At 40.6% G+C, this 26,668-nt stretch carries 17 protein-coding genes; 11 read left to right on the top strand and 6 right to left on the bottom strand.

What is annotated here, in order from left to right; translation table 11 throughout:
• Nucleotides 1-523 precede the first annotated feature (523 nt).
• The 6 genes from L5M37_RS19195 (at nt 524) to L5M37_RS19215 (ending at nt 9,976) form a co-directional block, all read left to right on the top strand.
• On the top strand, nt 524-1,645 hold the full coding sequence (locus L5M37_RS19195) for a Fic family protein (RefSeq protein ID WP_263201630.1): 1,122 nt from the start codon (nt 524-526) through the stop codon (nt 1,643-1,645).
• A 617-nt stretch (nt 1,646-2,262) separates the two neighbouring features.
• Nucleotides 2,263-2,322 (top strand): hypothetical protein, encoded by a 60-nt coding sequence (locus tag L5M37_RS24180; RefSeq protein ID WP_372832173.1) that lies wholly within the window; start codon nt 2,263-2,265, stop codon nt 2,320-2,322.
• A gap of 195 nt (nt 2,323-2,517) precedes the next feature.
• Nucleotides 2,518-4,029, top strand: coding sequence for an ATP-binding protein (locus tag L5M37_RS19200; RefSeq protein WP_263201632.1), 1,512 nt, complete (start codon nt 2,518-2,520; stop codon nt 4,027-4,029).
• A 5-nt stretch (nt 4,030-4,034) separates the two neighbouring features.
• Nucleotides 4,035-7,163, top strand: coding sequence for a Z1 domain-containing protein (locus tag L5M37_RS19205; RefSeq protein WP_263201634.1), 3,129 nt, complete (start codon nt 4,035-4,037; stop codon nt 7,161-7,163).
• Nucleotides 7,163-8,122: a PD-(D/E)XK motif protein gene (locus L5M37_RS19210; protein WP_263201636.1), complete on the top strand. Its 960-nt coding sequence runs from the start codon at nt 7,163-7,165 to the stop codon at nt 8,120-8,122. Before L5M37_RS19205 ends, L5M37_RS19210 begins: the two co-directional genes overlap by 1 nt.
• Nucleotides 8,123-9,976 (top strand): AIPR family protein, encoded by a 1,854-nt coding sequence (locus L5M37_RS19215; RefSeq protein WP_263201637.1) that lies wholly within the window; start codon nt 8,123-8,125, stop codon nt 9,974-9,976.
• A gap of 285 nt (nt 9,977-10,261) precedes the next feature.
• Here the strand turns inward: L5M37_RS19215 and L5M37_RS19220 are convergent, their stop codons facing one another.
• The 5 genes from L5M37_RS19220 to L5M37_RS19240 all read right to left on the bottom strand — a co-directional run bounded on the left by L5M37_RS19220 (nt 10,262) and on the right by L5M37_RS19240 (nt 14,617).
• On the bottom strand, nt 10,262-11,800 hold the full coding sequence (locus tag L5M37_RS19220) for a DNA cytosine methyltransferase (protein WP_263201639.1): 1,539 nt from the start codon (nt 11,798-11,800) through the stop codon (nt 10,262-10,264).
• Between the two features lie 73 nt (nt 11,801-11,873).
• On the bottom strand, nt 11,874-12,104 hold the full coding sequence (locus L5M37_RS19225) for a hypothetical protein (protein ID WP_263201641.1): 231 nt from the start codon (nt 12,102-12,104) through the stop codon (nt 11,874-11,876).
• A gap of 370 nt (nt 12,105-12,474) precedes the next feature.
• Nucleotides 12,475-12,831 carry a hypothetical protein gene (locus L5M37_RS19230; RefSeq protein ID WP_263201643.1) on the bottom strand — a complete coding sequence of 119 codons (357 nt, stop codon included), beginning with the start codon at nt 12,829-12,831 and terminating at the stop codon, nt 12,475-12,477.
• 329 nt (nt 12,832-13,160) lie between these two features.
• A complete protein-coding gene (locus L5M37_RS19235) occupies nt 13,161-13,427 on the bottom strand; it encodes a helix-turn-helix domain-containing protein (protein ID WP_168826547.1) in 267 nt (88 codons plus the stop codon).
• Between the two features lie 293 nt (nt 13,428-13,720).
• On the bottom strand, nt 13,721-14,617 hold the full coding sequence (locus L5M37_RS19240) for a LysR family transcriptional regulator (RefSeq protein WP_263201644.1): 897 nt from the start codon (nt 14,615-14,617) through the stop codon (nt 13,721-13,723).
• Nucleotides 14,618-14,912: 295 nt separating this feature from the next.
• Between L5M37_RS19240 and yjjG the strand changes: the two genes are divergently transcribed.
• The 3 genes from yjjG (at nt 14,913) to L5M37_RS19255 (ending at nt 17,686) form a co-directional block, all read left to right on the top strand.
• Nucleotides 14,913-15,593 carry a pyrimidine 5'-nucleotidase gene (yjjG, locus tag L5M37_RS19245; protein ID WP_131523988.1) on the top strand — a complete coding sequence of 227 codons (681 nt, stop codon included), beginning with the start codon at nt 14,913-14,915 and terminating at the stop codon, nt 15,591-15,593.
• 504 nt (nt 15,594-16,097) lie between these two features.
• Nucleotides 16,098-16,379: a helix-turn-helix domain-containing protein gene (locus L5M37_RS19250; RefSeq protein ID WP_006079858.1), complete on the top strand. Its 282-nt coding sequence runs from the start codon at nt 16,098-16,100 to the stop codon at nt 16,377-16,379.
• Nucleotides 16,379-17,686 (top strand): type II toxin-antitoxin system HipA family toxin, encoded by a 1,308-nt coding sequence (locus L5M37_RS19255; protein WP_263197147.1) that lies wholly within the window; start codon nt 16,379-16,381, stop codon nt 17,684-17,686. Before L5M37_RS19250 ends, L5M37_RS19255 begins: the two co-directional genes overlap by 1 nt.
• A 456-nt stretch (nt 17,687-18,142) precedes the next feature.
• Here L5M37_RS19255 and L5M37_RS19260 read toward each other — a convergent pair whose 3' ends face one another.
• On the bottom strand, nt 18,143-18,283 hold the full coding sequence (locus tag L5M37_RS19260; RefSeq protein ID WP_258547664.1) for a hypothetical protein: 141 nt from the start codon (nt 18,281-18,283) through the stop codon (nt 18,143-18,145).
• Nucleotides 18,284-18,966: 683 nt separating this feature from the next.
• Between L5M37_RS19260 and avs3a the strand changes: the two genes are divergently transcribed.
• On the top strand, nt 18,967-25,248 hold the full coding sequence (avs3a, locus tag L5M37_RS19265) for an AVAST type 3 anti-phage nuclease/ATPase Avs3a (protein ID WP_263201646.1): 6,282 nt from the start codon (nt 18,967-18,969) through the stop codon (nt 25,246-25,248).
• Nucleotides 25,181-25,909: an AVAST type 3 anti-phage proein Avs3b gene (gene avs3b / locus L5M37_RS19270; protein WP_263201648.1), complete on the top strand. Its 729-nt coding sequence runs from the start codon at nt 25,181-25,183 to the stop codon at nt 25,907-25,909. Before avs3a ends, avs3b begins: the two co-directional genes overlap by 68 nt.
• Nucleotides 25,910-26,668 lie beyond the last annotated feature (759 nt).

The following is a 26,668-nucleotide window of genomic DNA, read 5'->3' on the forward strand; positions in this document are numbered from 1 at the left end:
CAGCGCGAAGGTTTTGTCGGTAGTATACCCAAACAACCTGAAGATGCAGGATTCAGCGGGAGTTTAACGCACTTTAGGCAAGGCGGTTATTTGCAGACCTAGCGGGCTAAGTTAAAAATAACCAACACAGCATAAAGTGCGTTAAAACCCGCCGGGACGGAGCGCCTAGGGTACTCCACTTCCGTGTTGCATCAATTCAAAAGGTGGCCGACATTCTGTCATTGATGCGCCTTGAATTGAATCACCCTAGACGCTCTGAAACTCGTATATTCAGGTAGCTTGGGTATATACATAAAAGTCACGAACAACGGCAATGCGCCACCAAATTGTATGATAGCTGCACTGTAGCTGCACAATAATAGTAAGTGGATGACCGCAAGGCTTAGAAACGAGATCCCGGATTACCAACAAGGCTCATTTCTCTGCATTGGATAGCCATGTTGGTATTAATGAGTCGAATAGGTTTGTTAATCGCCTCATTATGTGAGTAGAATAGGCTTGTTATTCGACTCATGGGGTAGATATGTGGATTTGGCAGCAAGCCGATTGGCCTAAGTTTCATTGGAACACCAGCAGCATTGATGCCTTGCTGCGTCAGGTCTATTTCAATCAGGGCCAGTTGCTTGGCAAGCAAATGCTAAGTCACGACGATAGCTTATTAACTTCAGACGCTGCACTCGACACCTTACTCGCTAACATTATCCATTCCAGTGCGATCGAAGGTGAAAAGCTCAATGCTGCTTCGGTACGCTCATCCTTAGCTAAAAAACTTGGCGTGACTGAAGATAAACCGTATCCGACAACAGCACAAACCGATGGTTTGGCTGACATTATGCTCGATGCCTTAAAAAATTTAGAGACTGAATTAACCCTTGAGCGGATATTAGGTTGGCATAAACAGTTATTTCCCCAGGGTTATACGCTGTTTAACCCTGTTATTGGCGGAGCGCTGCGTGGCGATACACCTATGCAGGTTGTCTCTGGCCGCATTGATAAACCAACAGTACATTTTGAGGCACCCTCTAGAGCGGCATTGGATGCTGAACTCTCGCAGTTTATCGAATGGTTTAATGCTTCACGGCAAGCACAGGTTTTAGATCCGCTTATCCGTGCGGCGATAACACATCTTTGGTTTGTTACTCTTCATCCACTTGATGATGGTAATGGGCGCATCACGCGCTTATTGACTGATTTAGCTCTGGCGCAAGCGGAGAAACGCTCGATTCGTTTTTACGCTATGTCGGTCAGTATTCTTGCCCGTCGCCAAACCTACTATGACATTTTAGAGTCCACTCAAAGGGGTGATGTAGATATTACTCCTTGGTTAGTATGGTTTTTTGAAACCCTCAATGATTGCTTACTCAATGCGATGGCAGATGTGAGCAGAACGCTGTCTAAAACTCAGTATTGGCAAAGTGTCGACCAATCTTTATTGAGTCAGGAGCAAGCCAAAGTGCTCAATCGGATGTTAGATGGCGATTTTGAATTAGGGATGAATAGTAGCCAGTATCAAAAGGTCGCTAAGGTGAGCCGCGCCACCGCCACCCGTCACCTTGCGCAAATGGTCGAGCAAGGCTTTTTAGTTAAAGCCGACGCCGGCGGACGAAGTACGAGATACTTATTGCCACTCAGTTTGAAACGATAAGGGTTAGGCATGCTATCAAGCACTTGCATTCCAGTGACTCGGAGAATAGAAACCTAGGGTTTCTAAGTTTATGAACGAGAGCCATGGAAGGCGAACTGGCAGTTAAATAGGGAAGTTGTTCAAGTCCCTGGATGCTCAACCGTTACGTCCTGTCACGGATGGTCACTTCCATGCTAGTGCCTGATCCTGTTAGCCTTCGCGCATATCTGTTAGCCAGTAGAACTAATATTTGAGATAGATACTGGTCTAAAGCCGACGTCAGCGGCCGAAGTACCAGATACTTATTGCCGAGTGGGAAATATAGGTATGTTTACCTTGGTGGGGCTCCGTGATCACTTGCCGAACATCTTTCCCGTGTGTAATGACGGCCTATGTCGTAAGTAATCGATTAGTTTATGTAATAGGCATAATGCTTCCTTATTTCAAAAAACAGCTGGTGGACTCAATGCCACTTGCTGCTTAGCTGTGCCATAAATTAGTTACAGCAAAGAGATGATATATGTGAGAATTAGTGCGTCCTGTTTGTATGTAATTGATCAATAATTTTTTTAGGCGAAGCCCATGTTGTGATTTAAGTTGAGGTATTCACTATGAGATTAATTAAACAGAAAGAAGTAATGGATTGTATAGGGCTGGACCGTTCAACTATCTACAGCTATGTGTTATTGGCTAAATGAGGGCTGTAACAGCCTTTATATGGGTTGAAAGAGGCCTGAAGGACTGGCTTTTAGAACGGATTACCGATCAAATCGCCAAAAAACAGTAAATCATTCGAAAAGAATTAAAAATTGATGAATAAAAGTATGGATATTTAGTCGTTTAATGGTAAGAATGCGTAGTAACCCTATAATTTATGGTGCAATTTTGGAGCTATGTTGCCTAACTGTACGAATGTAATTGATGCGACACCTAAGGCTGACTTTCTAATTAAGTCTATTGCTGAGCAGGGATATACCCTTGAAGCTGCAATTGCTGACTTAATCGATAACTCAGTTACTGCTAACTCTAATGTAATCCAAGTATTGATAGATTCAGACATCGAGCCATTTCAGTTGTTTTTAGCTGACAATGGCGATGGCATGTCGATTGATGAGCTGATCCATAACATGCAATTTCCAAGTTCGAATCCAGAGGGGGAGAGAGCTCAGTTTGATTTAGGGCGGTTTGGTCTTGGGATGAAGGCGGCTTCATTCTCTCAGACTCGGAAATTTACTGTATTGTCGAGAAAACGAGGAGAAGAGGATTACCATGGCCTAACTTGGGATGTCGATCACTTAGTAAAAACCAAGTCGTGGGAGATAGTAGTTAATAACCAAGCTGAAATTAATCAACTTTTAAGTGATTTTAATAAGTTAAACAATGAGTTTAACAGTCAAGTTTCAGAGTTTTCTCCAAATACAATAGTTATTTGGTCAGGGCTTTATAAGTTTGAAAAATATCTTAAAGAGCATAATAGGAAAAAGGCATTACATAGAGAAATCGTTCAAAATACCACAGAACATTTGGGGGTTATTTTCCATAGATTTTTAGAAAACCCTGAAAACCCATTAACTATTAGGGTTAATAATTCACATATTAGGTCGTTCAACCCATTCCCTGAAAGTAAACAAAGCCTTAGAAAACTTGAGTTTAGGCAAAAAGACTTCGGTAAAGACAACATAAAATTAGAAGGGTTTATTTTACCCTCATCCAGTATTAAAGACTCACAACAACCAGGTAACACTTGGACACCCTCTAATAAAAGCCTGTTAGATATGGAAGGTGTATATATCTATCGCGCAAATCGGTTGATAATTTATGGTGGTTGGAATGGCTTAATCAGAAAGGCTCCTAGACTTCAACTGGCTAGGTTAAGAGTCGATATCGGAAATAAAGCTGATCATTTACTCCACTTAAATGTAGCTAAATCTCAAGTCATGATCCCTCATGACCTAATTAAAGCTTTTAAAGGGTATGTTGAAGAACTAACGGCTGAAGCTGAAAAGGAGTTTTACAATAGGGGGATAAAGAAATTTGATCATAGCCCAAGTGATAAAGAAGCCAAGTTTCTTCGAAAAATTCATTCTAACAAAGGCCCGTTACTAGAGATGAATTACGAATTTCCGTTACTGAATGATTTGGTAGGTTCATGTAACTCAGAACAAAAAACCAAGTTAAATTTGTTAGTTAGAATGATCAATACCACTATCAATAAAATTAGAGATACGCATGAAGACGTACCTTTTTATAAATGCGAAGAAACTAAAAACATTAATTTTGGTGAAGCCATCTTGAACCTTAGGGAAAATGGCTATAGCAATGATTTTATTAAGAAAAATCTCATCAGTGAACTAGGTATAGACTTAACGACGTTACCTACTGATATTCTTGAAATACTGGAGTAATAGATATGGATAACTATCGCTTTAAATACCAAGATGCAATCAAAGATAAAATTAAAGAGCACTTAAAAACAGCTAGTTTTGAATCTTTAGACGAAGTACGTTCAGAGTTAGCAGATAGAATCTTTTCTAGTTTAGCAATCGTTGCAGAGCATTTAAACTGGCCGAATATAGATAGAGAAACCTTTGAAAGTTACTTTGAAGTTGTTAGAAAAGAGGTTCAATCAAATCATGTAACAACAATCAAAGCCCCCAATCTTTTATCAAAGAATAAATCAACTTGGCTAAATGATTCTAGAGAAAATGAAATCAAATGGAATTACACTGAAAGGTACTTAGAGTATTTGCGGGGGCAAGGGCGTTCAGAATCTGTAGTAGAAGAAATTAAAAACTCGAGCTATAAAATTTTAAGTAAATTGGCGGACCCTAAGAGTCAATCTTCTACTTTTATTAAAGGCCTTGTCGATGGAGATGTGCAGTCAGGTAAAACAGGTAATTTTAATGCTGTAATCAATAGAGCACTCGATTCTGGTTATAAGCTGATTATAGTTTTATCTGGAATCATGGATGATCTCAGGTCACAAACGCAAGCGCGGATAGACAAAGACGTAATTGGTGATGGTAAAGGTGTTGGACTCAGGCAAGCTTTTGGCCATCAAGGTGATGAAAGTGTTTTCCAAGTTGTTTCAATTACTTCTGAAGACGCTGATTTTAATAGACCTTTAGCTGATGCTAACTTCTCCTTAAATCAGACCAATATCATGGTTTGTAAAAAAAACGTCAGCATATTGAAAAACATCTTGCTTTGGTTAAAAGACAACTTGCCTAAAGGTGCAACTAAACACAGCCTACCTTTATTGATTATTGATGATGAAGCAGACAATGCTTCTCTAAACAATGAAGGCTATAAAGGTCAAAACTATGCATCTAAAATTAATGGTCATATTAGAGCAATATTAGGTATCTTTCATAAAAAGTCTTATTTGGGTTACACAGCCACTCCATTCGCTAATGTCATTCAGGATAGAAATGCAGCATCAGAAGAAATGTGGAGTATTCCCGACAAATCAAATAAAGGAATAACAGAGTCTTTATTTGAGCAAGTCGATAATCTATTTCCTGATGACTTTATATTTCTGTTAGATACGCCTACAAATTATATTGGGGCACATCGGATTTTTGAAACATTACAGCCCTGCAAAAAACTTCCGATTGTATTTGATATTGATGACTATACAGCCAACTTTCCAAGTCGAGTAATGGAAGATGGTGATGACATAATTGGTGTTGAACGGTTTGATAATAAACAAGACTGGGAAAATAAAGTAGGCAAGTTTGGTTACTATTTAAACTTTTCCTCATTTAGTGAATACAAAAAAGGCACTCGAGCTTCTAAATCTGTCGATAATTTCCCAATTGATTTACCTAACAGTATCAAAAATTCTGTGATGTGCTTTGTTCTGGGCATTGCTGTTAGAGAAACTAGGCGAAAAGATCTTATTCTCTCTAAAGTATATCAACCCCATAATACTATGCTTGTGCATATTTCAAGATTCACTTCATGGCAAAATAAATCTAGTAAGTTGATTCATGAATTTTATAGCGATATCGAGACTAGGTTAAAAATGGATAAGCCAAACGGGGCAAATTCGATCTATCGAAAATTTGAAAAAGTTTGGTCTGACTATTGCGCTGAAATTGTTGGCTCTATTCATAGTCATCTACCTGAAAATTATGTCGATGACTACATGCAACCAGTCTCGTTTAATTCTATAAGTCCTTTATTGGTGGATGCGGTATCAGATATTGAAGTTCTGGCATTGAACAGTGACACTGGAAAAGAGCTTAAATACCAAGATGAAAAACCACGTAAAGTTATCGCTATTGGGGGGAATAGATTATCTAGGGGCTTTACTCTTGAAGGTTTAACAGTTAGCTATTTTGTACGTTCGACAAACTATTCAGACTCTCTCCTGCAAATGGGCCGATGGTTTGGTTATAGACCAGGCTATTTAGACTGCTGCAAATTGTTTACATCTAGGGATTTAATTTCTAAATATGATTCAACATCTAGATGTATTGACGAGCTAAAAGAAGAGTTCAAAAAGATGGAGCAAAAGGGAACACCAAGAGATTTTGAACTAAGGGTTAGAAAGCACCCTGGAGTTTTACAAATTACTCGCCCAACTATTTTGAAAAATACAACAAGCACAAAATGGTCTTACCAAGACTCTCTAGTAATGACAACAGAGCTTGATATTACTAAAGAAAAAATTAGTAAAGTATGGGCTGATTTTAAAAGTATAGTTTCTCCTTTGTTTTCTGCGGCCAAGGAAGTAGATTCATTACTTACTATCACAGTATCTTCTAAAGAACTCATTAAAATTATTGAATCAAATAACAATTTTGATGAGACTAGAAATAATCTAATAAAACAATATGTAAATAAATGTGTTGAAAAAAACTTACTAACATCTTGGACTATAGCAATTAAATTGACAGGCTCAGCGGCTAAAGAGAGTGGTTTAGGAATACTCACCTCTGATGAAACAGGCTTACCTAAAGATGTTCAATTAGCGGTTCGAAGTGGGCCAGCTCAAGAGAAAGGAAATCATTTTTATGATGAGTTCATAAAAGATCAGAGGTTTAAACCTACTGGTTCATCTGCGAATATAATGAGCGGAGGAACAGATATGAAAGTTGCTCTTGATGAAGACCAAATACTTTTAGCAGAAAAAGAATTTATCAGTCAAAAAGTGTCTGAAATTTTAAACAATGACCCAAATATCAATGAAGAAGATGCTCTAATAAAAGCTCAACGAAAAACCAAACCGGAAAGAATATATCGAGAAAAGCTAAATCAAAACCAAGGTGTGCTTATATTTTATTTGTTAGACCCCTACTACGTCTTCAATCAAGTTCCTGGGAAAGTAGACACCATTATCCAAAGGTTATTAAAAGAAAGAGGCCAATTACTTAATGAACCTTTGGTTGGTATGGCAATGGGTTTTCCTCCAATATCAAGAAAGTTAGATCCTTATGGAGAGTATGTTAAAGGTGATTATGATCTAGAGATACTAGATGAAGATGAAGATGAAGCTTCGGATGAATTATTACCAACGGACGCGGTGCTATAATGGAATTAAGTGATAAATGGAAACTATTAGAATCTCAAAAAATTGATTCTGGGTTAAGCACAATCAGATTTGAGTCTGATGGGCCGCTAGAATTTTTTTTAGCTGTTGACGAAAAATCGAGTCATGCAATATTAATTTATCTTCCTTCCACATTTATCCCGAAATTTGATGTTCTAAGTAACGATAATTTAGAACTTATTTTTTTTAAGCAAGGGTATTACTTCCAAATTAGACTATTAGACTCTGACTTTACATCATTGTTCGATGATCTAATTATTTCGTTAATTGATTCAATTAAAAACATTGCTAATGCAGAAGATGCATCTAAAGAGTTTATAACTATCTATATAAAATGGAGTACATTCTTTACTAAAACTTTTGATAAGAAACTGAGCAAAGAGAAAGTAATTGGGATCTGGGGGGAATTGAGTTATTTACTTAAGCTAATTCAATTCACATGTTCAAGTGTTCCGATCGATAACATTTTAAAATCGTGGGTAGGACCATTTGGTGCATCACATGATTTTGAGCTTTCCAGCTCTTCAATTGAAGTAAAGACCAAACAATTAACCTCTTGGATGATAAGAATATCTAGTGAATATCAACTCGAGAATATTGATGAAAAACCCCTCAATTTAGAAGTCATCTCTGTTATTGAATCGGAATATGGTTTATCGATTAAAGATTTATTCTTGAAAATTAAGGAGCATATAAATAAGAAAAGTGGAGATGTCACTATACTTTTATCTGCTTTAGAGAAGGTGAACCTTAGTGAGGAACGTCTGTCAAAGTATTCAAACTTTTTGTTTTCTAGAAAGATGACAGAAACCTTTGACTGTGATATTGAATACTTTCCCAAAATTAAAGCCTTTGGGTTGCATAAGGCAATTTCGACAGTTAAATACAATTTAGATGTTAGAGAACTACAAGAGTTTAGAGTTTCACAGGAGAGCTATTAGGTGGAAATAAGTGCAGTTTTAAATACTAGAGAAGACTTATTAAATTCTAGCAAGAATGATGATGGCTTTTTACAACAAAGTTTGCTAATTGATGAAGTAATGCCACTGCTATTAGAAACTAAGGTGGTTGACTCAGAGGATATTAATCATACTTATTATCTTTCTAACGACGATAAAATAAAAATCAATGGTTATACTGTAAATAGCACCGGCGAGCGGCTACAAATATTTATAGTTGATGATAATTACTTATCTGAAAGCAATGATGAATTCTATGTGTCTCTACGAAATGTCTATGATGAACAGTTTAATAGAGCTATCCGATTCATTTCTTCTGCAATTCAAAATAAACTCGAAAATGTCCAAGAATCTGAGCCTATTAAGCCACTACTTGCTAAATTAGGGAGTGAAGACGGATTGACTCAGTTTGATGTTATTGAATTTATTTTGGTAACCTTATCTGCTACCGTTTCTTTTAGGGGAGAAGATACTCAGTTACGTACTATTCATTATAAAGATGAAATTAAAAGTTTCTCACATAAATTTTTAGGTGAAAAAACTCAATCAAAAGAACTTCTTTTCATCAAAAGAGTTGTCGATCTAAATTATTTGGCGAATATATATGCCTCACAAGGTAGGGCTGAGCCACTTAAAGTCGTTTTTAAAGATGTCATTGGCAAGAATATTGAGGTTATTAAAGCTGCTGATGAAGAGGATTTTGAATCTTACTTATGTGTTTTAGATGCACCTATTTTAGCCGATCTTTATAAAAGATATTCAAGTCAGTTATTGGAAAAGAATGTTCGTTCATTTTTACAATTCAAAGGTGTTAACCAGGGGATAAAAAAAACTATTAAAGATGAGCCTGAAAAGTTCATAGCCTTTAATAATGGTTTAACTATTACTGCTACAGAAGCAAAAACATCTTACTATAAAAAATCACTATACTTAGAAAGCCTAGACGACTTTCAAATCGTAAATGGTGGGCAGACAACAGCTTCAATTTACTTTTCTCGTAAAGAAGGGTTGGATATTAGTAATGTAAAAGTAGTGGCTAAGATTAACATCGCTAAGACGAGTAAATCTAAGGATTTAGATGACCTAATTTCTAAAATAAGCGAGTTCTCAAATAGTCAATCTAGAGTATCTAAAGTAGATCTTCGATCTCGTAGTCCTAAATTAGTACAGTTAAAATCACTCAGTGAAAGTGTTCTACCTCCATCAGGAAATAAGTGGTTTTTTGAGCGAGCAAAAGGTGACTTCAATACTCAAGTTAGAAAAAGTACAAATGGTCAAAAATTAAAGAATGAATTTCCACCCAAAAAACGCTTCACTAAAGAGTTACTAGCCAAATATTATTGTGCTTGGGGAGATGCACCGCACCTAGTAAAAAAAGGTGGAGAGAAAGTTTTTCGCATGTTTATTGAAGATATTGAGCCTGAAAACGGTGACGGTATTGCTATAAATCGTGAATTCTATGAAAAACTTATTGCCAAAATAATATTATTCAGGACGATGGAAGAAGTATATGGGCAAGGAAAGAATGCTATCGGACAGCTTCGTTCAGCGGCCGTTCCATATGCTATCTCTGCTATTTACAAGTGGACTAATACTACTAATGATGGCACATTGATTCTGGAAAAAATATGGAAACAGGAAAGCTTAAGTGATGGACTCATAGAGTATCTTAAAGAGCTACTATTCCTAATGAATGAACTTATTAAAAAGTATTCTTTAAGTGAAGATTATGGAGAGTATTCTAAAAATCAAGAATTATGGGTAGCAATAAAAAGATCATCAGAATTAAATAAATTCATGGATTCATCTAGTTCAAAATTTGCGCTAAGCTTATAGGGTTATCTTATTAACTATCTGATTTAAATTTGTTGATTTGATATGGTCGATATTTCCGCACTTTAGTTGATTGTAATAGTGCACAAGCCGTCACAGACCTTTAAAGGAAATTATCTTATAGAGACCTGTGCTGTAATACCTAAACTGCCTACAAAGCAATGTGAAATTGCGATTGATGCTCTTAAAAAGTTGCAGGTAGAAGGTTTTACAGCTTTTAAAAGTCAATGATGTAATAAAGATTAACGGTAAGCTTTAAAGAAATATATCTGCATTTATTAAAAAATATCAAATGGATAGCAATTGTAAAACAACTTGACCAATCTGCTGTGCCAAATATGGTGGTACAGCATTGCCCACTTGCACATATTGTTGAGTTCTATTGCCCTCAAACAAATAATTATCTGGAAAGGTTTGCAGTCTAGCAGCTTCGCGTACTGTCAAACTTCGACATTGCCTAGGGTCATAGTGAACAAAATAATGGCCATCTTTCGAGATATGGCTCGTCACTGTAGTGGCATATTTGTTAGCTGATTGAACTCTGAAGCGATCTGCATGCGTGCCAGTTGTCCAATTCTTATGTTCAGGTGCAAGTTCTTCAGGAAAGTCGCGGGACTTTGGTGAGACTCCATCATTCAACTGTGCATAAGCTGCGCAGAAGGCGTATCGCAATAAATCTGCTTCAATATGACCACGTGTTTCATGGTTCAGTACGCATCCTAATGAATCATCAAGTAGCCAACCCTTTAAAGGCTCGGGGACTTGGTTGTTAACTCGATTTGTATGAATGGATGATGTACGCGGTAGATCTAATAATGGGGTTAAATCTAAATTGTTGATAGCTTCTTCAGGGTAAATCTTTTTAAATGCCTTGATTAGCTGCTTTGAGTGTTTTGTGATCGTTTTTTCCCAAGCTATTGTGGTATCTGATTGCTTTGAAAAGCCGCTCCTTAAAGCTGGTAGGTCACTTAGCGTTTCTTTAACGGTTATGGATTCAGCTGCCCGAGTTAGTATTTGTGGTGTTTTTTTAATGTCATCGCGTACCCCAAGCAGAATAACTCTGTGCCTAGCTTGTGGAATGCCATATTGTTCTGAGCGTATTAAAAAATCCGCAGAGTCAGAATATTGTGGGTTATTGAGATTGTCGGCATTTATGACTAAAGAATAAATTCTATAGCTAGTTGTATCTTTAATTTTTGTAACACGCCCAGGGTTTCTCAGATCTTTAAGTATCTGTGGAAACATCACTTTACCATTTAATTTTGCTGATAAAATGCCTCGCACGTTTTCCATAATAAAAACGTCAGGTTGTGCAATAGTGAGTACTTTTAAATACTCCATATAAAGAAAATGGCGCTCATCATTTTCTGCTTTATAGTCTTTATTACCCGCATTTCTAGAACGACCTGCTAGCGAATAAGCTTGGCATGGTGGACCTCCAATAACAATTTTTGGACCTTGATGCTTATTGACTAGCTCTTTTATGCGGTCGTGAATTAAATCGTTATCTCTGCCTAGTGCTCGAGGTGCTTCTAGTGTTTCTTCTTGTGCGGCTAGAGCCTCATTAGGATAAAATTTAAACAACTGTTCACGGGTGATTTTTCCTTGAACATAATCGTAGTAATGCTGTTTTGCAGTAGGCTCTTTAGCAAGTTTTCTGAATAAAGCTCTTGTAGTAAGAGTTTTATGTGCAGAAGGCTCTTTTTCAACCGATACACCTATTTGAAATGGTTTATTTCCGTTTGCATGTGTAGTTGATGAGATACCCTCGCCAAGGCCGCCTGGGCCTGCGAAAAGATCAATTACAAGAACTTCGCCTGATTTCATTCGCTGCAATAACTGTCAAAAAATTTTGAGCAATCATACCAGGAATGATCAAGCTAGCAATCAATAGATTGAGTTATTGGTTGCTTTCTAGGCACTTGATGTAAGTCAATGCTTCTGTCAGTGCAAAATCAAAATGAAACGCTAGCCCTGATTGAATTTCTTCATTATCAAAGCATACGGACCATTCAAAGCCTCCCCTGAACCGATCTGGGTTTCGTTCGATGTAGATTACGTATCCACACCATTCTTCTTCATAAGGTACAAAATAAGCCTCTTCAAACTGGCTAACGAATTGGTATTCCATGATGTAAACCTAGTGTATTGGTGGGCTTATATTCTCAGGCATTGCTGTTGTATGCTCCACGGACTATGAGTCACATCGAACAGTTTTATTTTGTTAGTTGAGCATTTATGTTGTTTGGGTTATTAGGTAATCAATGTGAGATGCTGCAAACTAAGTAACAGTTCCGAATGGTAGCGCGGCTGCAACTGGGGTCCGCTAAGCAGACCCTCCGCGCTAGGGACAGCGCGGTGGAGCCCCCATGGATGGGTTCACGGCGTGTCTGTGTGCTGGGCCAGTTGCGTAGCACTGTTACTGGCGGCTAATTAGTTTCAAGCTTGGTTTTTCAGCTTTGGGTGCATCGCCGCATTATCGCTACGGTTTAATATCATGGTTACCGTATTGAAACGACCTTGGCGCTCAGTTGCTGTTTTATCTGCTCTAGATAATCAATCAGTTCACTGGGTTGTTCAAATTCAAGCTGTAGTGTTGGCTGAGAAGCGGTACGAATTTCTGGGTGTATGTTGTCGCCGTCATTTACGGCTGAAATGATGGTGTAGCGGGGATAATCTTCTTCGCGACAGATGGGATCGGCATAGTCTACCCAAAGAATAAAGTAGTCGCTTTTCCGTTTGAAATAAAAGCTTGGACACATATCATTTTGGTAGCTTTTGTCGATAAGAAATGGGTATTGGCTCAGGTCGAAACCAAGGTCAAACTCATAGCCAAAAGCTTGATGATAAACGCTCATATTTCTGCCTTTAATCATCGCATTAAGTGATGTTAAGTATAGTTAAAGTATTTGCTTAACGAACTGTTTTATCTGGTTTAAATGTGTTTTCATTAGTCTGTTTTGGCTGTGTGGTTATGTTCGTTATAACCATTATGTAAAGCCGTATTTATCCTTAACCCTATCTAATAATTGCTTAATCTCTTTGCTAAGAACTCAATCAAAAATTCAATCAATACTGTCACTTTGGTTGGGAGGTATTTTCGTTGCGGATAGTCTGTGAGCGCCAGTATCTTCTTTAGAGAAAGTACCGACTAGAAAGCCATTCATATAAACGTCAAGTGCTGCCATTACCACTCCTGAGCCCATTGCTTATTGTTAGATGGGCCTGTATCACTGTCACTCGCGTTGCGAGGTTTGAGTTCTATTTCGAGTTCGAGGGCTGATAAGAGTTTGAAAAATGTATCAAGTTTAGTGCTGTCGGGATTCTGTTCGAAGTTGGAAATTGTGCCTTGGCGTAAGCCAATTTTCTCACCAATTTTAGCCTGAGAGAGTCCCTGTGATTGGCGAACATCTTGTATATAAGCGCTAAGCTGTTTGGTTGTGGTGATCTTCATCTTGAATTCCCATTATTTCCCAATACGTTTTAAAGTATAAACATAACTTAACACGCTATAGCGTATAGTTAATGTTTAAGACGTTACAGCGTATAATTTGTTTATATACGTTGTAGCGTATAAATAGTGGCTAAAAATGCAAGTGTAGTCTTGATTAAAAACATAAATCGGATTGTTCAAATGATCCGCTTTCAGCCGCTCGAGAGAGTCAGTCTGATGGTCTCTGGTCTATTGTTTATTTTTCATAGGGGGTGAAAGAGAGTTGTCCTTCCTCATTACTGACAAGTGAAAATTTACCCTAACTTGCCACTCGCCAGCTTCTCCATCAAAAATTCAATCAATACACTCACCTTAGTCGGCAAATATTTCCGCTGCGGATAAACCGCGTAAATGCCATGTTCGGGGAGGGGATGGTCTGCGAGCAAGGCTTGTAGGCGGCCAGCTTGTAAGTCGGCGTCGACCATGAAACGCGGCAGGTTGGCTATGCCTAGACCATCGAGTGTGGCTTGGTGGATGGCATCACTATTGTTGACTTGATAGTTACCGTTCGGCTGGATACGAGTGGGGCCCTGCGGGCTTAAGAAGGTCCATTCAACACCATCACGAAAATATGAGTAGAACAAACAGTTATGTTGGCTGAGTTGCTGCGGCGTTTGTGGCACAGCGTGGCGAGCAAGATACTCGGGTGAGGCGCAAATGACACTTAAACAAGGGGCGATTTTACGGGCAATAAGACTTGAATCTGGTAGATCGCCGATGCGAATCGCCAGATCGAATCCGCCAGCAATTAAATCGGTTGTCTTATCATCCATCTGCATTTGCAGCTGTATTTTTGGATAGCGGCGCAGAAACTCGGGGATCAAAGGGGCGATATGCAAGCGGCCAAATACCATAGGGACGGCGATGCGTAAATTGCCCTGAGGCGCTTGTTGTAGCTCAGAAATGGCGTCTAACCCTTCCTCTGCGAGTTTAACGGCAGGGCGAACATAGTCAAAATAGCGGGCGCCCGCTTCGGTAAGACTTAAGCTGCGAGTGGTACGGTGCAAAAGTTGAATACCCAGACTTTGTTCTAATAGGGTAATGTGTTTACTCACAGCCGATTTACTTAGTCCAAGCTTTTGACTGGCCAGCGAAAAGCTACCGCATTCCACTACAGTGACAAAGATAGGTAGTGCTGAAAAGTGCTCCATGGTGTCCTTAGATTATCGCGTTCCCCTGCCATTATTGTTGATGATACCTCAACAGTCAGTTTTTATTATCGTGGTTATCATCGCCCTTGATGCAAGGTAGACTAATGCACTTGCTGATTGCGGGTGTCGACTGTGAAGCCTAGTTATTTTCACTCTCATCGCTCATGTTTATCGCTTATCTTGATTACTGCTAGGTAGTTAGCCACAGTGTTGCCGCAATCGCCGATGTACCATTCTCTATGCCACTGAACGGCATGGGATGGGTCTTAGCTATTTTGTCAGAAAGAGAGTTCCTATGTCCTTGCCTTACCAATGGATTTTGTTCGATGCCGATGAAACCCTATTTTATTTCGATGCCTTAAAAGGGCTTAAATTGATGTTTAGTGAGTTTGGGGTCGATTTTACCCAAGCCGATTTTGATGAGTATCAGTTAGTTAACAAACCACTTTGGGTCGATTATCAAGATGGCAAGATAACTGCTGCTGAGTTGCAGACCATACGTTTCGAGCCTTGGGCAGCCAAATTATCTGTCACGGCGATGACGCTTAATAGTGCCTTTTTATCGGCAATGGCCGAAATTTGTTCGCCGCTACCCGGTGCCCGCGAGTTATTAGCCGCGCTCCAAGGTAAGGCAAAATTAGGCATCATCACTAACGGTTTCACTGAGCTACAAACCGTGCGATTAGAGCGTACAGGCTTACAGCATCATTTTGATATTTTAGTGATTTCAGAAAAAGTCGGCATAGCCAAACCTGATGTGGGCATCTTCGAACATGCCTTCGAACTCATGGGTCATCCTGAGCGCGATGCTGTGCTCATGGTCGGTGATAACCCGCATTCAGATATCCAAGGCGGTATCAACGCAGGTATTCATACTTGTTGGTATAACGTCCACGGCCACGATGTACCCGCCGGTATCGCCCCACACTATCAAGTGAGCTCGCACCAAGAGCTGCAAAAAATCCTGTTACCGTAAATAATTGTTCACTGAGCCTAGCTCAGCACTTCGCACTCGATATTTTTGGCTAAGAGTGAGTGCTTTAACTGATATTTCCTCAGTGCCATAAAATACAAACAGCCCTTACATTAAGGGCTTTTTGGTATCTAAAACGCGTTAACTATCATTACTCAACGTTTTGGAACTGAATGTTGGTTTCTTATTGTTGCTATATAAATCAATGTGCTGAATTTAATTTCTTTATTTTTAAGTGATATTAGTCACCACTTTAGTCCCACTTTGTTAAGTGTGAAGTGGTTAGTTGTGTCGGTTCTGCATTTCAATTAAATTCAGCACTCCTTGGCAATGACTCCCCCATTTCTTTTGTCTTTTATGGCCAGGCTACCCGCCATAGCGGGTTGAACTATATTTAACGCCTATAGCGTGTGAATGTGTTTTTTAACGGCTTAAGCGTGTAAACCTTGATTTACCTGCTTTAGCGTGTACAGTAAGAGTTAAGAACAGTTTAAAGGTAAAGCTATCATGAAGGTGACCAACGCAAAACAGTTGAGTACGTATCTAAAAGATGCGCGACTGAACGCGCAGCTCTCGCAAAGCAAGGTGGCTAGCAAGGTAGGTATTCGCCAGGATACCGTTTCAAGCTTTGAGTTGAACCCGGATTCGACCAAATTAGAAACGCTGTTTAAGATCCTTTCTGCATTAAACCTAGAGCTAGATATAAAGGTTCGGAATCCACAGCTGGTGGATGAGCGCCGCCATGATAACGCCACCGTGCCTGAGCAAGAATGGAAGGAGGAGTGGTAATGGCAGTGCTTGATGTTTATATGAATGGCTACCTTGTGGGTGAATTGACCAAATCATCCACAGGCTCTCATCAGTTTGCGTATGCCCAGCAGTGGCTAGCGATACCCGGTAGTCGCCCAATTTCTTTGTCTATGCCGCTACGCAAGCAAGCCTATAAAGGTGATGAAGTTTATAACTTCTTCGATAATTTGCTACCTGATAATCTCGAAGTGAGAAACAGGGTCGTTGCTCGTCATAATGCTGATTCGACACAAGCGTTTGACTTACTCGCTAAAATTGGTCAAGACAGTGTGGGTGCATTACAGCTTGTCCCCCATGGTCAGCCCCCCTTTGATACCAAAAAGATTGAGTCTAAACCGCTATCCGATAAGCAGTTGGAAAATGTACTCAAGGGTTATCAGTCCAATATCCCCTTAGGCATGCTAGCCGATGACGATGACTTTAGGATTTCTATTGCCGGTGCCCAAGAAAAGACGGCATTACTTAAACTCAATGGAGAGTGGCGATTACCTATCAAATCGACACCCACTACCCATATTATTAAGCTACCTATAGGTGAAATAAACAGCCACTCTCACAGTATAGATATGTCTGACAGCGTCGAGAATGAATACCTGTGCATGATGATAGTCAGAGAGTTTGGCTTAGATGCACCCCGGTGCTCAATAATCAAAGTGGGTGATATTAAAGCGCTTGCTGTGGAGCGATTCGATCGCAGGCTCTCTTCAGATGGCACATGGATTATGCGGCTGCCCCAAGAGGACTTTTGTCAGACATTAAATATTCCACCAGCGAAGAAATATGAGAGCCATGGTGGCCCGGGTATTGAACAAATTATGCCTTATCTATTGGGTTCGATGAACTCGGAGCGCGACAGATATAACTTCATCAAGTCTCAGGTTTTGTTTTGGCTTTTAGCCGCAACCGATGGTCATGCTAAAAACTTCTCACTCTTCATTGAGGTCGATGGCGGATATCGACTAACGCCTTTTTACGATATTTTATCCATGTACCCTGTTATTGGTGGTAAAGGCTTAAATATTCGTGATGCCAAGCTCGCTATGGGCCTCAAGGCGGCTAAGGGTAAGAAGTATCAAATCAATCAAATTTTTCCACGGCACTTTATCCAAACTGCTAAAGCTGTGGGCTTTGATACTGGGATTATGATGGAGATGATGCGCGACATTGCTGACAAGGTAGAGGCTGTGGTTGTTAAGGTTAAAGCGCAGCTGCCAGATGATTTTCCACCACACATACAGGATTCAATATTGAACGGTTTAACTGACAGAATTAAGCGCATAGCTTAGAAACGGTAATGGTTAGGTGACATTAATCGTATTGAGTCAAGCTGTTTCAATTTTTACTCTAGTTTTAAATCAGTTGTATGTGTCGATTAATTGCTGCTTTGTAAACATGTTTGCAATACATGTCGATTGAATCGACATCAGCCACAACTTAATTATGCTAATTTTCTATACCCATTTTCATCTTGTTGAGGCAAACACAGTGGCTTGGACTAGGTGTTAAATTAATACACGACACCATATAAGTTGGATGCACAGGTATGGCATGTATCGCTATTAAACATGTGGCCAATATTCTTCATTTTTTGCAATGTATGGATTTTCTTCACTGATTGATACTGTTTGAGCTCTTCAGGTGTTAAAAATCGTTTTTTCAGTCACCAACTCGATGAGTGGCGTATTCGCACATAGATCTACAGAGTCCAATAAGCCAAAAGGTTTGAATCTCGGGACATGCGGTCAACCATAGCAAAAAAGTGACTCGACATTGTTAGGGATGACTAAACCAATAAAACGGTAAGTCCATTCAGGATTGCCGATAAAGTGGATGGCATTTTGCTCTAAAAGCGATTCAATCGTAGGTATGGTATTTAGTTCCATTACAAATCCTTGTGTATTAATGCACTGCATAGCGTCCGATTTTGAGCATTTCAAAAGCACTTTTAACAGGTTTTTTCTCAGTGCCATAAAATACAAAAAGCCCTTAAATTAAGGGCTTTTTGGTATCTAAAACGCGTTAACTATCATTACTCAACGTTTTGGATCTGCTCATTAGTTAAAATTAATTAAGTGTTTAATATCATAATCTTATGATGTATTTATTGTACAATTAAACCTGCAGCTACCCACTTTACTACCCACAATAAAAATGCTTACTTAGTTTGTGCTGAAAGAACATTCTGCCAGTTTACTTACCCCAGACTTACAGAGGTGGGAAAGCTGGGAAAGCTGGGAAAGTGGGGTATCACTTCGCTGAGTAGTTCCAAATGATAGCTTTAAGAAAACACCAAACATAACTTGAATTATTTATCTGCATGATAATTTTTCCACTCATGCTTATCGAGGGTCGTTGCTGTCTCATTTTTATTCCCTCAGTTAATGAAAACCTATCGATATTTAACCTTATCCAAGTAACGTGATAGAAGCACATCGTGTTAGCGAGGAAGAGATAATGTATTGCTGAGGTCTAGGAAGTTATATAGAAAACGAATGGCATTCAAAGGGTTCGATTGAGTGTATAGTCCATACATAAAATTTCAATTAACCAAATTTCGACAGTATCTATGACAAAAACAAATCTAGTCCGTCCAAGCCGTGATGGCGATCAGTTTCATTACCTATGGGCCGCGCGACGCTGTCTGAAGTTACTCTCAGCTGACAGCGATTTGGTTGCAGTCAGTATTGAGGGTCCCTCATTAGGTGAATTTCCTGATGCTGATCCACTTGGAGCTGGTGAAGAGCTGATTGATATTGCCGAATATTTTGGTAGTGAGGATATTGGTCTCTCACGGTTAGTGCGATACATGCAGCTTAAACACTCTACATTGCATGCAACGGAACCCTGGACAGCTAGCGGTTTAGAAAAAACTATTAAGGGTTTCGCCCAGCGATACGTCGAACTGAAAAATGCACATACTGATATAGGCTTGGCAAACAAACTGGAGTTTTGGTTCGTTACGAATAGACCTATTAGCTCGAAAGTGGTTGAAGCTATTACCGATGCGTCTAGAGGCTCAAAGCCTCGGCATAGGGGTGAATTGGCTAAGTTACAAAGAGTTACCGGATTGAAGGGAGGAGAACTTGCAGAGTTTTGTGGACTGCTTCATTTCGAAGACTGCGAAGATGATTATTGGGAACAACGCAATATTCTGTTTCAAGAAGTCAGTGGGTATCTACCTGATGGGGATGTTGATGCGCCAATGCAGCTGAAAGAACTTGTTACTCGGCGAGCACTTTCTGAAGGTGAACAACATCCAACAATCTCAAAGATTGATATATTGCGCGCGCTGAAAACTGATGAAAGCCTTCTGTTTCCTGCTAGATGTCTCATTGACATTAATAGAGAAGCCGTTTCACGGGAGCAAGAATCTGAAATTATCGACCAAATCCACAAAGCTACGGGACCTGTCATCATTCATGCTCCTGGTGGTGTTGGAAAATCAGTATTTGCAACCCAGATAGGTAGATGTCTTCCAGACGGATCTGTTTGTATTACCTATGATTGCTTCGGGAATGGGCAATATCGAAGTGCGACTGGTTACCGTCATAGACACAAAGATGCTCTCGTTCAGATTGCAAACGAGTTGGCTGCTAAAAGCCTTTGCCACCCTTTAATTCCAACCTCTCATGCAGATACAGCTGCATATGTTAGAGCTTTTGTCTATCGCTTGAAGCAAGCAGTAAAAGTCCTACAATCGTCTAATTCTGAAGCCATGTTATGTTTAGTCGTGGATGCGGCTGATAATGCTCAGATGGCAGCGGCGGAGATTGGCGAGGCTCGTTCTTTCGTTCAAGATCTTATTCGTATAAGCCTCCCAGAAGGACTGCGTATTATTTTTTTGTGCCGCTCTCATCGACAAGATTTACTTGATCCTCCCGTCGACGTTTTGTCAATTGAGTTGCAGGCGTTTAGCCGAAATGAGACTGCTGGTTTCTTATTCAAAAAATTTCCCGATGCAGAAGAACGTGATATCGATGAGTTCCATCGTCTGAGTTCGCAAAACCCACGCGTGCAGGCGTTAGCATTGTCAAGGGCATTGCCATTGCCTGACATATTACGATTACTCGGCCCCAATCCGACAAGCGTAGAAGACACAATATCGACGTTATTGGATAGCGCAATTGTGAAACTAAAGGACTCGTCTGGTGTAATCGAAAAGGAACGTCTTGAGAAGATCTGCTCTGGGATGGCGGCTCTTAGGCCATTAATTCCACTTCATATTCTATCAGAAATCTCTGGTGTCGAGCAGGAGGCAATAAAAAGCTTTGCTTATGATATTGGCCGACCTCTTTTGGTGGCTGGGGAGACCATCCAATTTTTGGATGAACCTGCCGAGACTTGGTTCCGTCATAAATTCAAACCCACAGCTCATGCCATGGCGAGCTTTATTACCAGTTTGAAGCCGCTGGCAAACAAGAGCGCATATGTAGCTTCAATACTGCCCCAACTAATGTTGGAAGCCGGACAATTCGATGAGCTGGTCGAGTTGGCGTTGTCATCGGCCGCTCTTCCTGATGGAAGTCCACTGGAAAGGCGCGATGTCGAATTACAACGTCTGCAATTTGCATTGAAAGCAAGTCTTCGAACACAGCGATATCTAGAGGCCACAAAACTTGCCTTTAAAGCTGGGGGTGAGACGGCTGGTGACCAACGACAGCGAAAATTACTTCAGGAAAATACGGATCTTGCCTCAGAATTTATTGAGATTGATCTGATTCAGGAAATAGTGTCCCGTCGTACCTTTGGCTCTGGATGGATTGGTTCTCATCACGTATACGAGGCATCGCTTCTCTCCGGTAATGAAGAGTTAGTCGGGGATGCTCGAAGCCGTTTACGCATGGCCTATGAATGGCTGCAAAACTGGGCGCAAATGACGGAGCAAGAACGAAAAGAAGAGAGTATTTCGGATCAGGATATTGTTGAGTTGACCCTTGCAGATTTAAACATTCATGGACCAGAGGATGCAGTTAAGAGCATAAGCAGATGGAAGCCAAAAGAAGTCTCATATAGGGTTGGACGGCTTATAATTCGGCGCCTAGTTGATCATAGTCGTTGGGCTGATGTAGATGCTGTCGCACATGCTGCAAAAAATAATCTTTACTTAACTCTTGCTATCATAACCGAATTGCGAGAAGTGCATAAAACACTTCCCAATGAATTGAATAAAAATGCATTTAGTCAACTGTTGGAAGGTGGTGTCAAGCTTGGCAAACGTGGGGGATGGGATGACGATGAGATAGGGTTTGAAGCAGTGTTGGCTGTGGTTGAAGCAGTATTGAAGCAGACTCTATTTGATGAAAGTGATGTGGCTGTGGTACTCAAACGCTATTTGCCCGCAGAGCCGCCCAGAGGGCTGACATCTAGATTTTCTAAGTCACGTTTTCCCCTTCTACGTGCTTACTGCTTGCAGGCTGCCATAGAAGGAAAGCCAATCGAGTTGGTTGATCTTGCTCATGCCGATCTGAAAAAGGAAATTGATCAGAAGAACAGTCATACAACGTCACGCGATCTTAGGGAGTTTCAGGAGGATATTGGTGAGCTACTTCCATGGCACAAGCTTTGGGCGTTGGCCGTACTCGGAAAGGTAAAGAAAGAAAACGTTTCAAATGAAATAAAAAAGATGGCAGAGGCATCCACTACAGCGGGGAGGATTCGATACCGTGAAGAGTTTCATACTTCGAATGGTGTGGCACTTCTTTGGATGGAGATTCTGTATCTGTCCGAAACAACTGATGACGCTGCGTTGGAAGCATTTTCTATTTGGAGGAAAATGCTCAAGCGGCCGTTATTTACTCCAACACTCAATGCGCTTTGCCGGTTGTGTTCACAACAAGAAAGTACGAAACCTACAGCTTTGGATTTTGCTACAGAATCCTATGAGTTGACTAAAGGTGAGCGTTCAGACGCGGAAAGTAAAGCAGATGGATATTTGAAGGTTGCTCGTTCAATTCTTACGACAAGTAAAGCTGACGCTAAAGCCTACTTCAATGAAGCGATGGATGTTGTGGGTAAAATCGGTGATGAGAATCTCGAACGATGGAATGCTATTCTTGACTTAGCAGATCGAGCATCGCAAGTTGGTCGACCGGCTCCCAAAGTCGCATACCAGTTTGCACGCTGTGCGGAACTCACTTATGACTATGTAGTGAGGGATAAACATTTTGAGTGGGATAGTACAGTTGCCTCCTTGTGTGGTTTGTGTCCTTCTTCTGCTATCGCCATTTTAAGTCGATGGAGGGATAGAGGATTTGGATGGAACGAGCGGCTATTGCCTGTTGCTATCGACAATCTAATTGAAAGGAACATTTTAGAACCTCTAGATGCACTGTCGTTGATTGGCTTTCGTTCGCAATGGGACTATGCCAAACTGCTTGAAATGGCATTAGGGAAATCGAAAAATGCAAAAGAGAAGGAGTTGGTGAGCCGCACTTTGCATCGTTATGTTCAGTTATCTCATCACAGCTCATCGACATTAAGCAAGTTTCAACAAATTGTAGTGCAGCACGGTATATCCTTGGAGCGCTTGGCGGATGAGATTGCATCTTCTGAGCAAGAGGAACAGGTCCAAGAAAAGGATCCAACACACTATGAATTGCCCCTTTCTGAAAACAAAGAGAGTGAGGCTTCACAATGGGGCGATATCTTTGAAAACAAAGATATCGCGACTGCAAATGGTCTTTCTCAAGCCTATCTAGCGTTTAAGCAAACTGAACCAACTTGGAGGCATGATAATTTTTTCAGTGAAGTAATACGGCGTGTTTCAGTGGGGGCTGAGCCAAGCTTTATCGAAGCCTTCACTGGTTCGCCAGAGTTCAGCCTATATAGTTTTAGAAACTTATTGGAGCAGATACCTGAAAGCTGGAAGAGGCGACCTGCAGTTTCTCATGCGTTTGCTAAGGCGCTGAAGGTAGTCTGCTGTCGTTATTGTATGGACGTGAGAAGAAACCGCTATTATGAGGTATTTCCATTTGAACTAGCATGTTCATTAGCGCGCATAACCCAATTCGAAATGTTCGATATTGTCTTGGAAGCAACCGGCGAATTGTCCGAGCAGCTCGAGACCAGCCGACTATTTTCTCTTGTGGGGCTTCTTACTACGAAGCTGTCGCACGACGAAGCGTTGGAGGCTGTGGCATATGGATTGGACCTTTTCAATTCCGTCTTGGAAGACAAGGATGGTGATGGTCCTTGGGAAGAAGCTCTTTCACCTCCGAGTGATATTGGCGAAGCTATTGCAGGCTATATATGGTCGTCATTAGCTGCGCCAGAAGCTGCAGTACGTTGGGAGGCTGCACATAGTGTTTTAGAAATTTGTCGCTTCGGCAGACAGAGCGTAATTGATCATTTGATGAGGATTGCTACTAGTCAGAAAGGTGGTCCCTATGTCGACGCGAGGTTACCATTTTATGGGCTTCACGCGTTGCAATGGCTGTTAATTGGTCTGTCGAGAGCTGCGCTGGAAACGCCAAGTGTCGTGGCACCTTTTGGTAAGCAATTAGTAGATTGGGCGTTGAGTGAACAACCTCATGTGTTGATCCGGCAGTTTGCAGCGCGTACCGCGATACATCTTATAGAAAACGGATATCTAACCGATGAGGATTGCCTTTATGCACGCCTCAAGAACGTCAATAAGTCGCAACTACCTATCATCGAGTTAAAAAATTATAACCGCCATACTTCGAGTAAGCACGAAATAGACTATGAAGCCGATGAAGATCGTTATTTCTTTGGTATTGATATAGGTCCCTACTGGTACAATCCACTAGGGGATGTTTTTGCCTTGTCCCAACGAGAGATTGAAATTAGATCGCTGAAGGTTGTAAGAAATGATTTTAACTGTGTAGCAACAGGAAGATGGGACGAAGATGAGCGAGCCCGCCGCAAGCTTTATGATGAGCAACATACACACCATTCCCACGGTTCCAATCCGAGGGCAGACAGCCTTCATTTTTATCATGCTTATCATGCGATGATGATTGTTGCTGGACAGTTATTGCTAACTAGGCCGGTGTATCGCGATCCAGATTACGACGTAGAAGATGAGTTTACAGATTGGCTTGCACGACATGATCTGACGCGCCTAGACGGTCGTTGGCTTTCTGACCGTCGCGATCCTGAACCGCTGGAGAGGGGGGCTTGGCGAGATCGTATAAAGGGCCATCCAGATTATGGACTAATAACTGATGTTGATTTTGAAGCAGTACTTCGAGTGGGTGACCAGCTTAACTTATGGGGCCATTGGACTGAGAGAAATAAGGACCGCGAGCAATTAACGCATATCTGTAGTGCACTTGTTGCACCGGAAAAATCAGAATCACTTCTGCGGGCTCTTGCAACTGCTAAAAATGAATATGACTACGCGATACCAACTGCTAACAATAACATGGAAATCAATAAATCTGGCTTTGAATTAAAAGGTTGGGTGCTCGATTTTACAGGTGGTAATCGGCTGGATGAATATGATCCTTGGGCTGGAAGCATTTCTTTCCCATCACCACGCCCAGCAGCATTCATTGTTGAACAGATGAAGATTGAAACCGACTCAGACTTTCGCTTCTGGAGGAATAAAGACAATACGTGCGTCATGGAGAGTCAAGTTTGGGGCCATTACGACCAAGCTAATCGCAATGAGAATATTAACCCTAACAGGGGTAGTCGACTGCAAGTATCCCTATCATTTATAACGTCAATTTTGAGTGAGCTAGAGCGAGATCTTATTATTGAAATTCAGATTGACCGGCGCACTCGGCATAATTCCTATAATTACGGTAAAAAAGATGATGAACGAATTAAAAGATCAAGACTCTTCCTGCTTAGGAAAGATGGAAAATTCCATACGTGTTGATTACATATTGGAACTTGGCCGAAAGCTTGTTGCAGAACTTGGACTTGACAACTCAGTCGATACGCTCGGACGTTGGATGGCACACTATATTGCTGAACTCATTTCGAAGGCTGAAGAATCATCTGGTGAAGCAAAAGTAGTCGCCGAAAATGCATGTTTTGCTGCAGTATTGTCATTATGGCAACATCGAGCGGAACTGCCCAATGGTACGCGACCTTTTGAAGAGCTAGAACCTGTCTTACGAACAATAGAGAGTCTGGAACCAGAAAGAGAGATATATAGATATCATCGTTCAGCGCGCCCGCAAGCAAATGAAGAAGTTGACACTCCAGAACAACAAAAATGGTTGGATCTGGCGGAGGGATTGGATTACTCGGCAAAGCTTCTCATCGGTTACTGCCTTTCTGAGGCGGCTAACGCCGCGCTGGATAAGTCAAAAAAATGGGTGGGGATTGCGGAAGTTCTTGGTGACAACAGTGCCTCTGAAATAGCCATTCAATTCCTTCTTGATATTGATGAAGTGAATAAAGCTCACGATCCTAATGAGAAAGCACGGTCGCAACTGAGTGAGAGAATTCAACGGTTACGGGGGTTTATTAGCGCTGCTGACTCTCTGGCAAATAATCTTGAGGAGCGATTAAAAAATTTGCCTCCTGCATAGGTGTGCTGTTTTTGGATTTTCGGGTGTTAGTGCCTCGAATGAGATCTCTAATAAATTATTTTACAGTCGCGTTTTGATGAACTGGTGGTCTTGATTTGTATTAGCTCAGACTTGATTATAGCCATTGTAACGTACAGGAGGAGGTAGCCCTTTTCTAACCCTGGCAAGATTCCAGATAGATAGGAAGCTATTCACCATCATTCCTTGCACTGATAAATCCCCTTAGCTCTGGAATCTCAATGGCAATACTCTAGTTTGGAATTCTACCACTAACATTCCAGATAGATGGGAATTGCTGGGTATGGATTCCAACATCAGATTTCGCGCTGTGATTCCACTTATGTGGAATTTGCGCATCAAGATTCCAGATAGATAGTTATGTGGAAAGTGATTGGGTGGGCATTGGTCAGGAATAGCCAGCCATTGTCCAGTATGGAATGTTTGCCTATGTGTCTTTTACTAAAAATGTTCATTCAGAACAAAGTTATTATTTTTCAATTATTTATTGTATTTTATTTATGCTGGGACCATGATTAAATTTAGAACTGGTCACAGAAGGGGAAATCATGACTGCTTTCGAGTGGGGAATGTTTGGGCTCTGGTTGTTTTTCACGCTGGTATTTTCATGGAGCTTATACAGTTACAGAGCCAACAATATGAAATGCAAAGGTCACAAGCGTAGCGATTAGTCGTTGGGCTTGCATTTTTCAATGTGGTGTTAGTCTGTTTTTAGTAACACACATTAAAACGTGCTGACTT

Origin of the sequence: Shewanella sp. SM69, assembly GCF_025653985.1 — a bacterium.
Taxonomy (GTDB): Bacteria; Pseudomonadota; Gammaproteobacteria; order Enterobacterales; family Shewanellaceae; genus Shewanella; species Shewanella oncorhynchi.

Coding starts and splice junctions, on each gene's coding strand:
- L5M37_RS19205 (WP_263201634.1), top strand. CDS start 4,035: ATGGATAACTATCGCTTTAAATACCAAGATGCAATCAAAGATAAAATT.
- L5M37_RS19235 (WP_168826547.1), bottom strand. CDS start 13,427: ATGAAGATCACCACAACCAAACAGCTTAGCGCTTATATACAAGATGTT.
- avs3a (WP_263201646.1), top strand. CDS start 18,967: ATGACAAAAACAAATCTAGTCCGTCCAAGCCGTGATGGCGATCAGTTT.
- L5M37_RS19250 (WP_006079858.1), top strand. CDS start 16,098: ATGAAGGTGACCAACGCAAAACAGTTGAGTACGTATCTAAAAGATGCG.
- L5M37_RS19220 (WP_263201639.1), bottom strand. CDS start 11,800: ATGAAATCAGGCGAAGTTCTTGTAATTGATCTTTTCGCAGGCCCAGGC.
- L5M37_RS19230 (WP_263201643.1), bottom strand. CDS start 12,831: ATGAGCGTTTATCATCAAGCTTTTGGCTATGAGTTTGACCTTGGTTTC.
- yjjG (WP_131523988.1), top strand. CDS start 14,913: ATGTCCTTGCCTTACCAATGGATTTTGTTCGATGCCGATGAAACCCTA.
- L5M37_RS19195 (WP_263201630.1), top strand. CDS start 524: ATGTGGATTTGGCAGCAAGCCGATTGGCCTAAGTTTCATTGGAACACC.
- L5M37_RS19255 (WP_263197147.1), top strand. CDS start 16,379: ATGGCAGTGCTTGATGTTTATATGAATGGCTACCTTGTGGGTGAATTG.
- L5M37_RS19225 (WP_263201641.1), bottom strand. CDS start 12,104: ATGGAATACCAATTCGTTAGCCAGTTTGAAGAGGCTTATTTTGTACCT.
- L5M37_RS19240 (WP_263201644.1), bottom strand. CDS start 14,617: ATGGAGCACTTTTCAGCACTACCTATCTTTGTCACTGTAGTGGAATGC.
- avs3b (WP_263201648.1), top strand. CDS start 25,181: ATGATGAACGAATTAAAAGATCAAGACTCTTCCTGCTTAGGAAAGATG.
- L5M37_RS19210 (WP_263201636.1), top strand. CDS start 7,163: ATGGAATTAAGTGATAAATGGAAACTATTAGAATCTCAAAAAATTGAT.
- L5M37_RS19260 (WP_258547664.1), bottom strand. CDS start 18,283: ATGGAACTAAATACCATACCTACGATTGAATCGCTTTTAGAGCAAAAT.
- L5M37_RS19200 (WP_263201632.1), top strand. CDS start 2,518: ATGTTGCCTAACTGTACGAATGTAATTGATGCGACACCTAAGGCTGAC.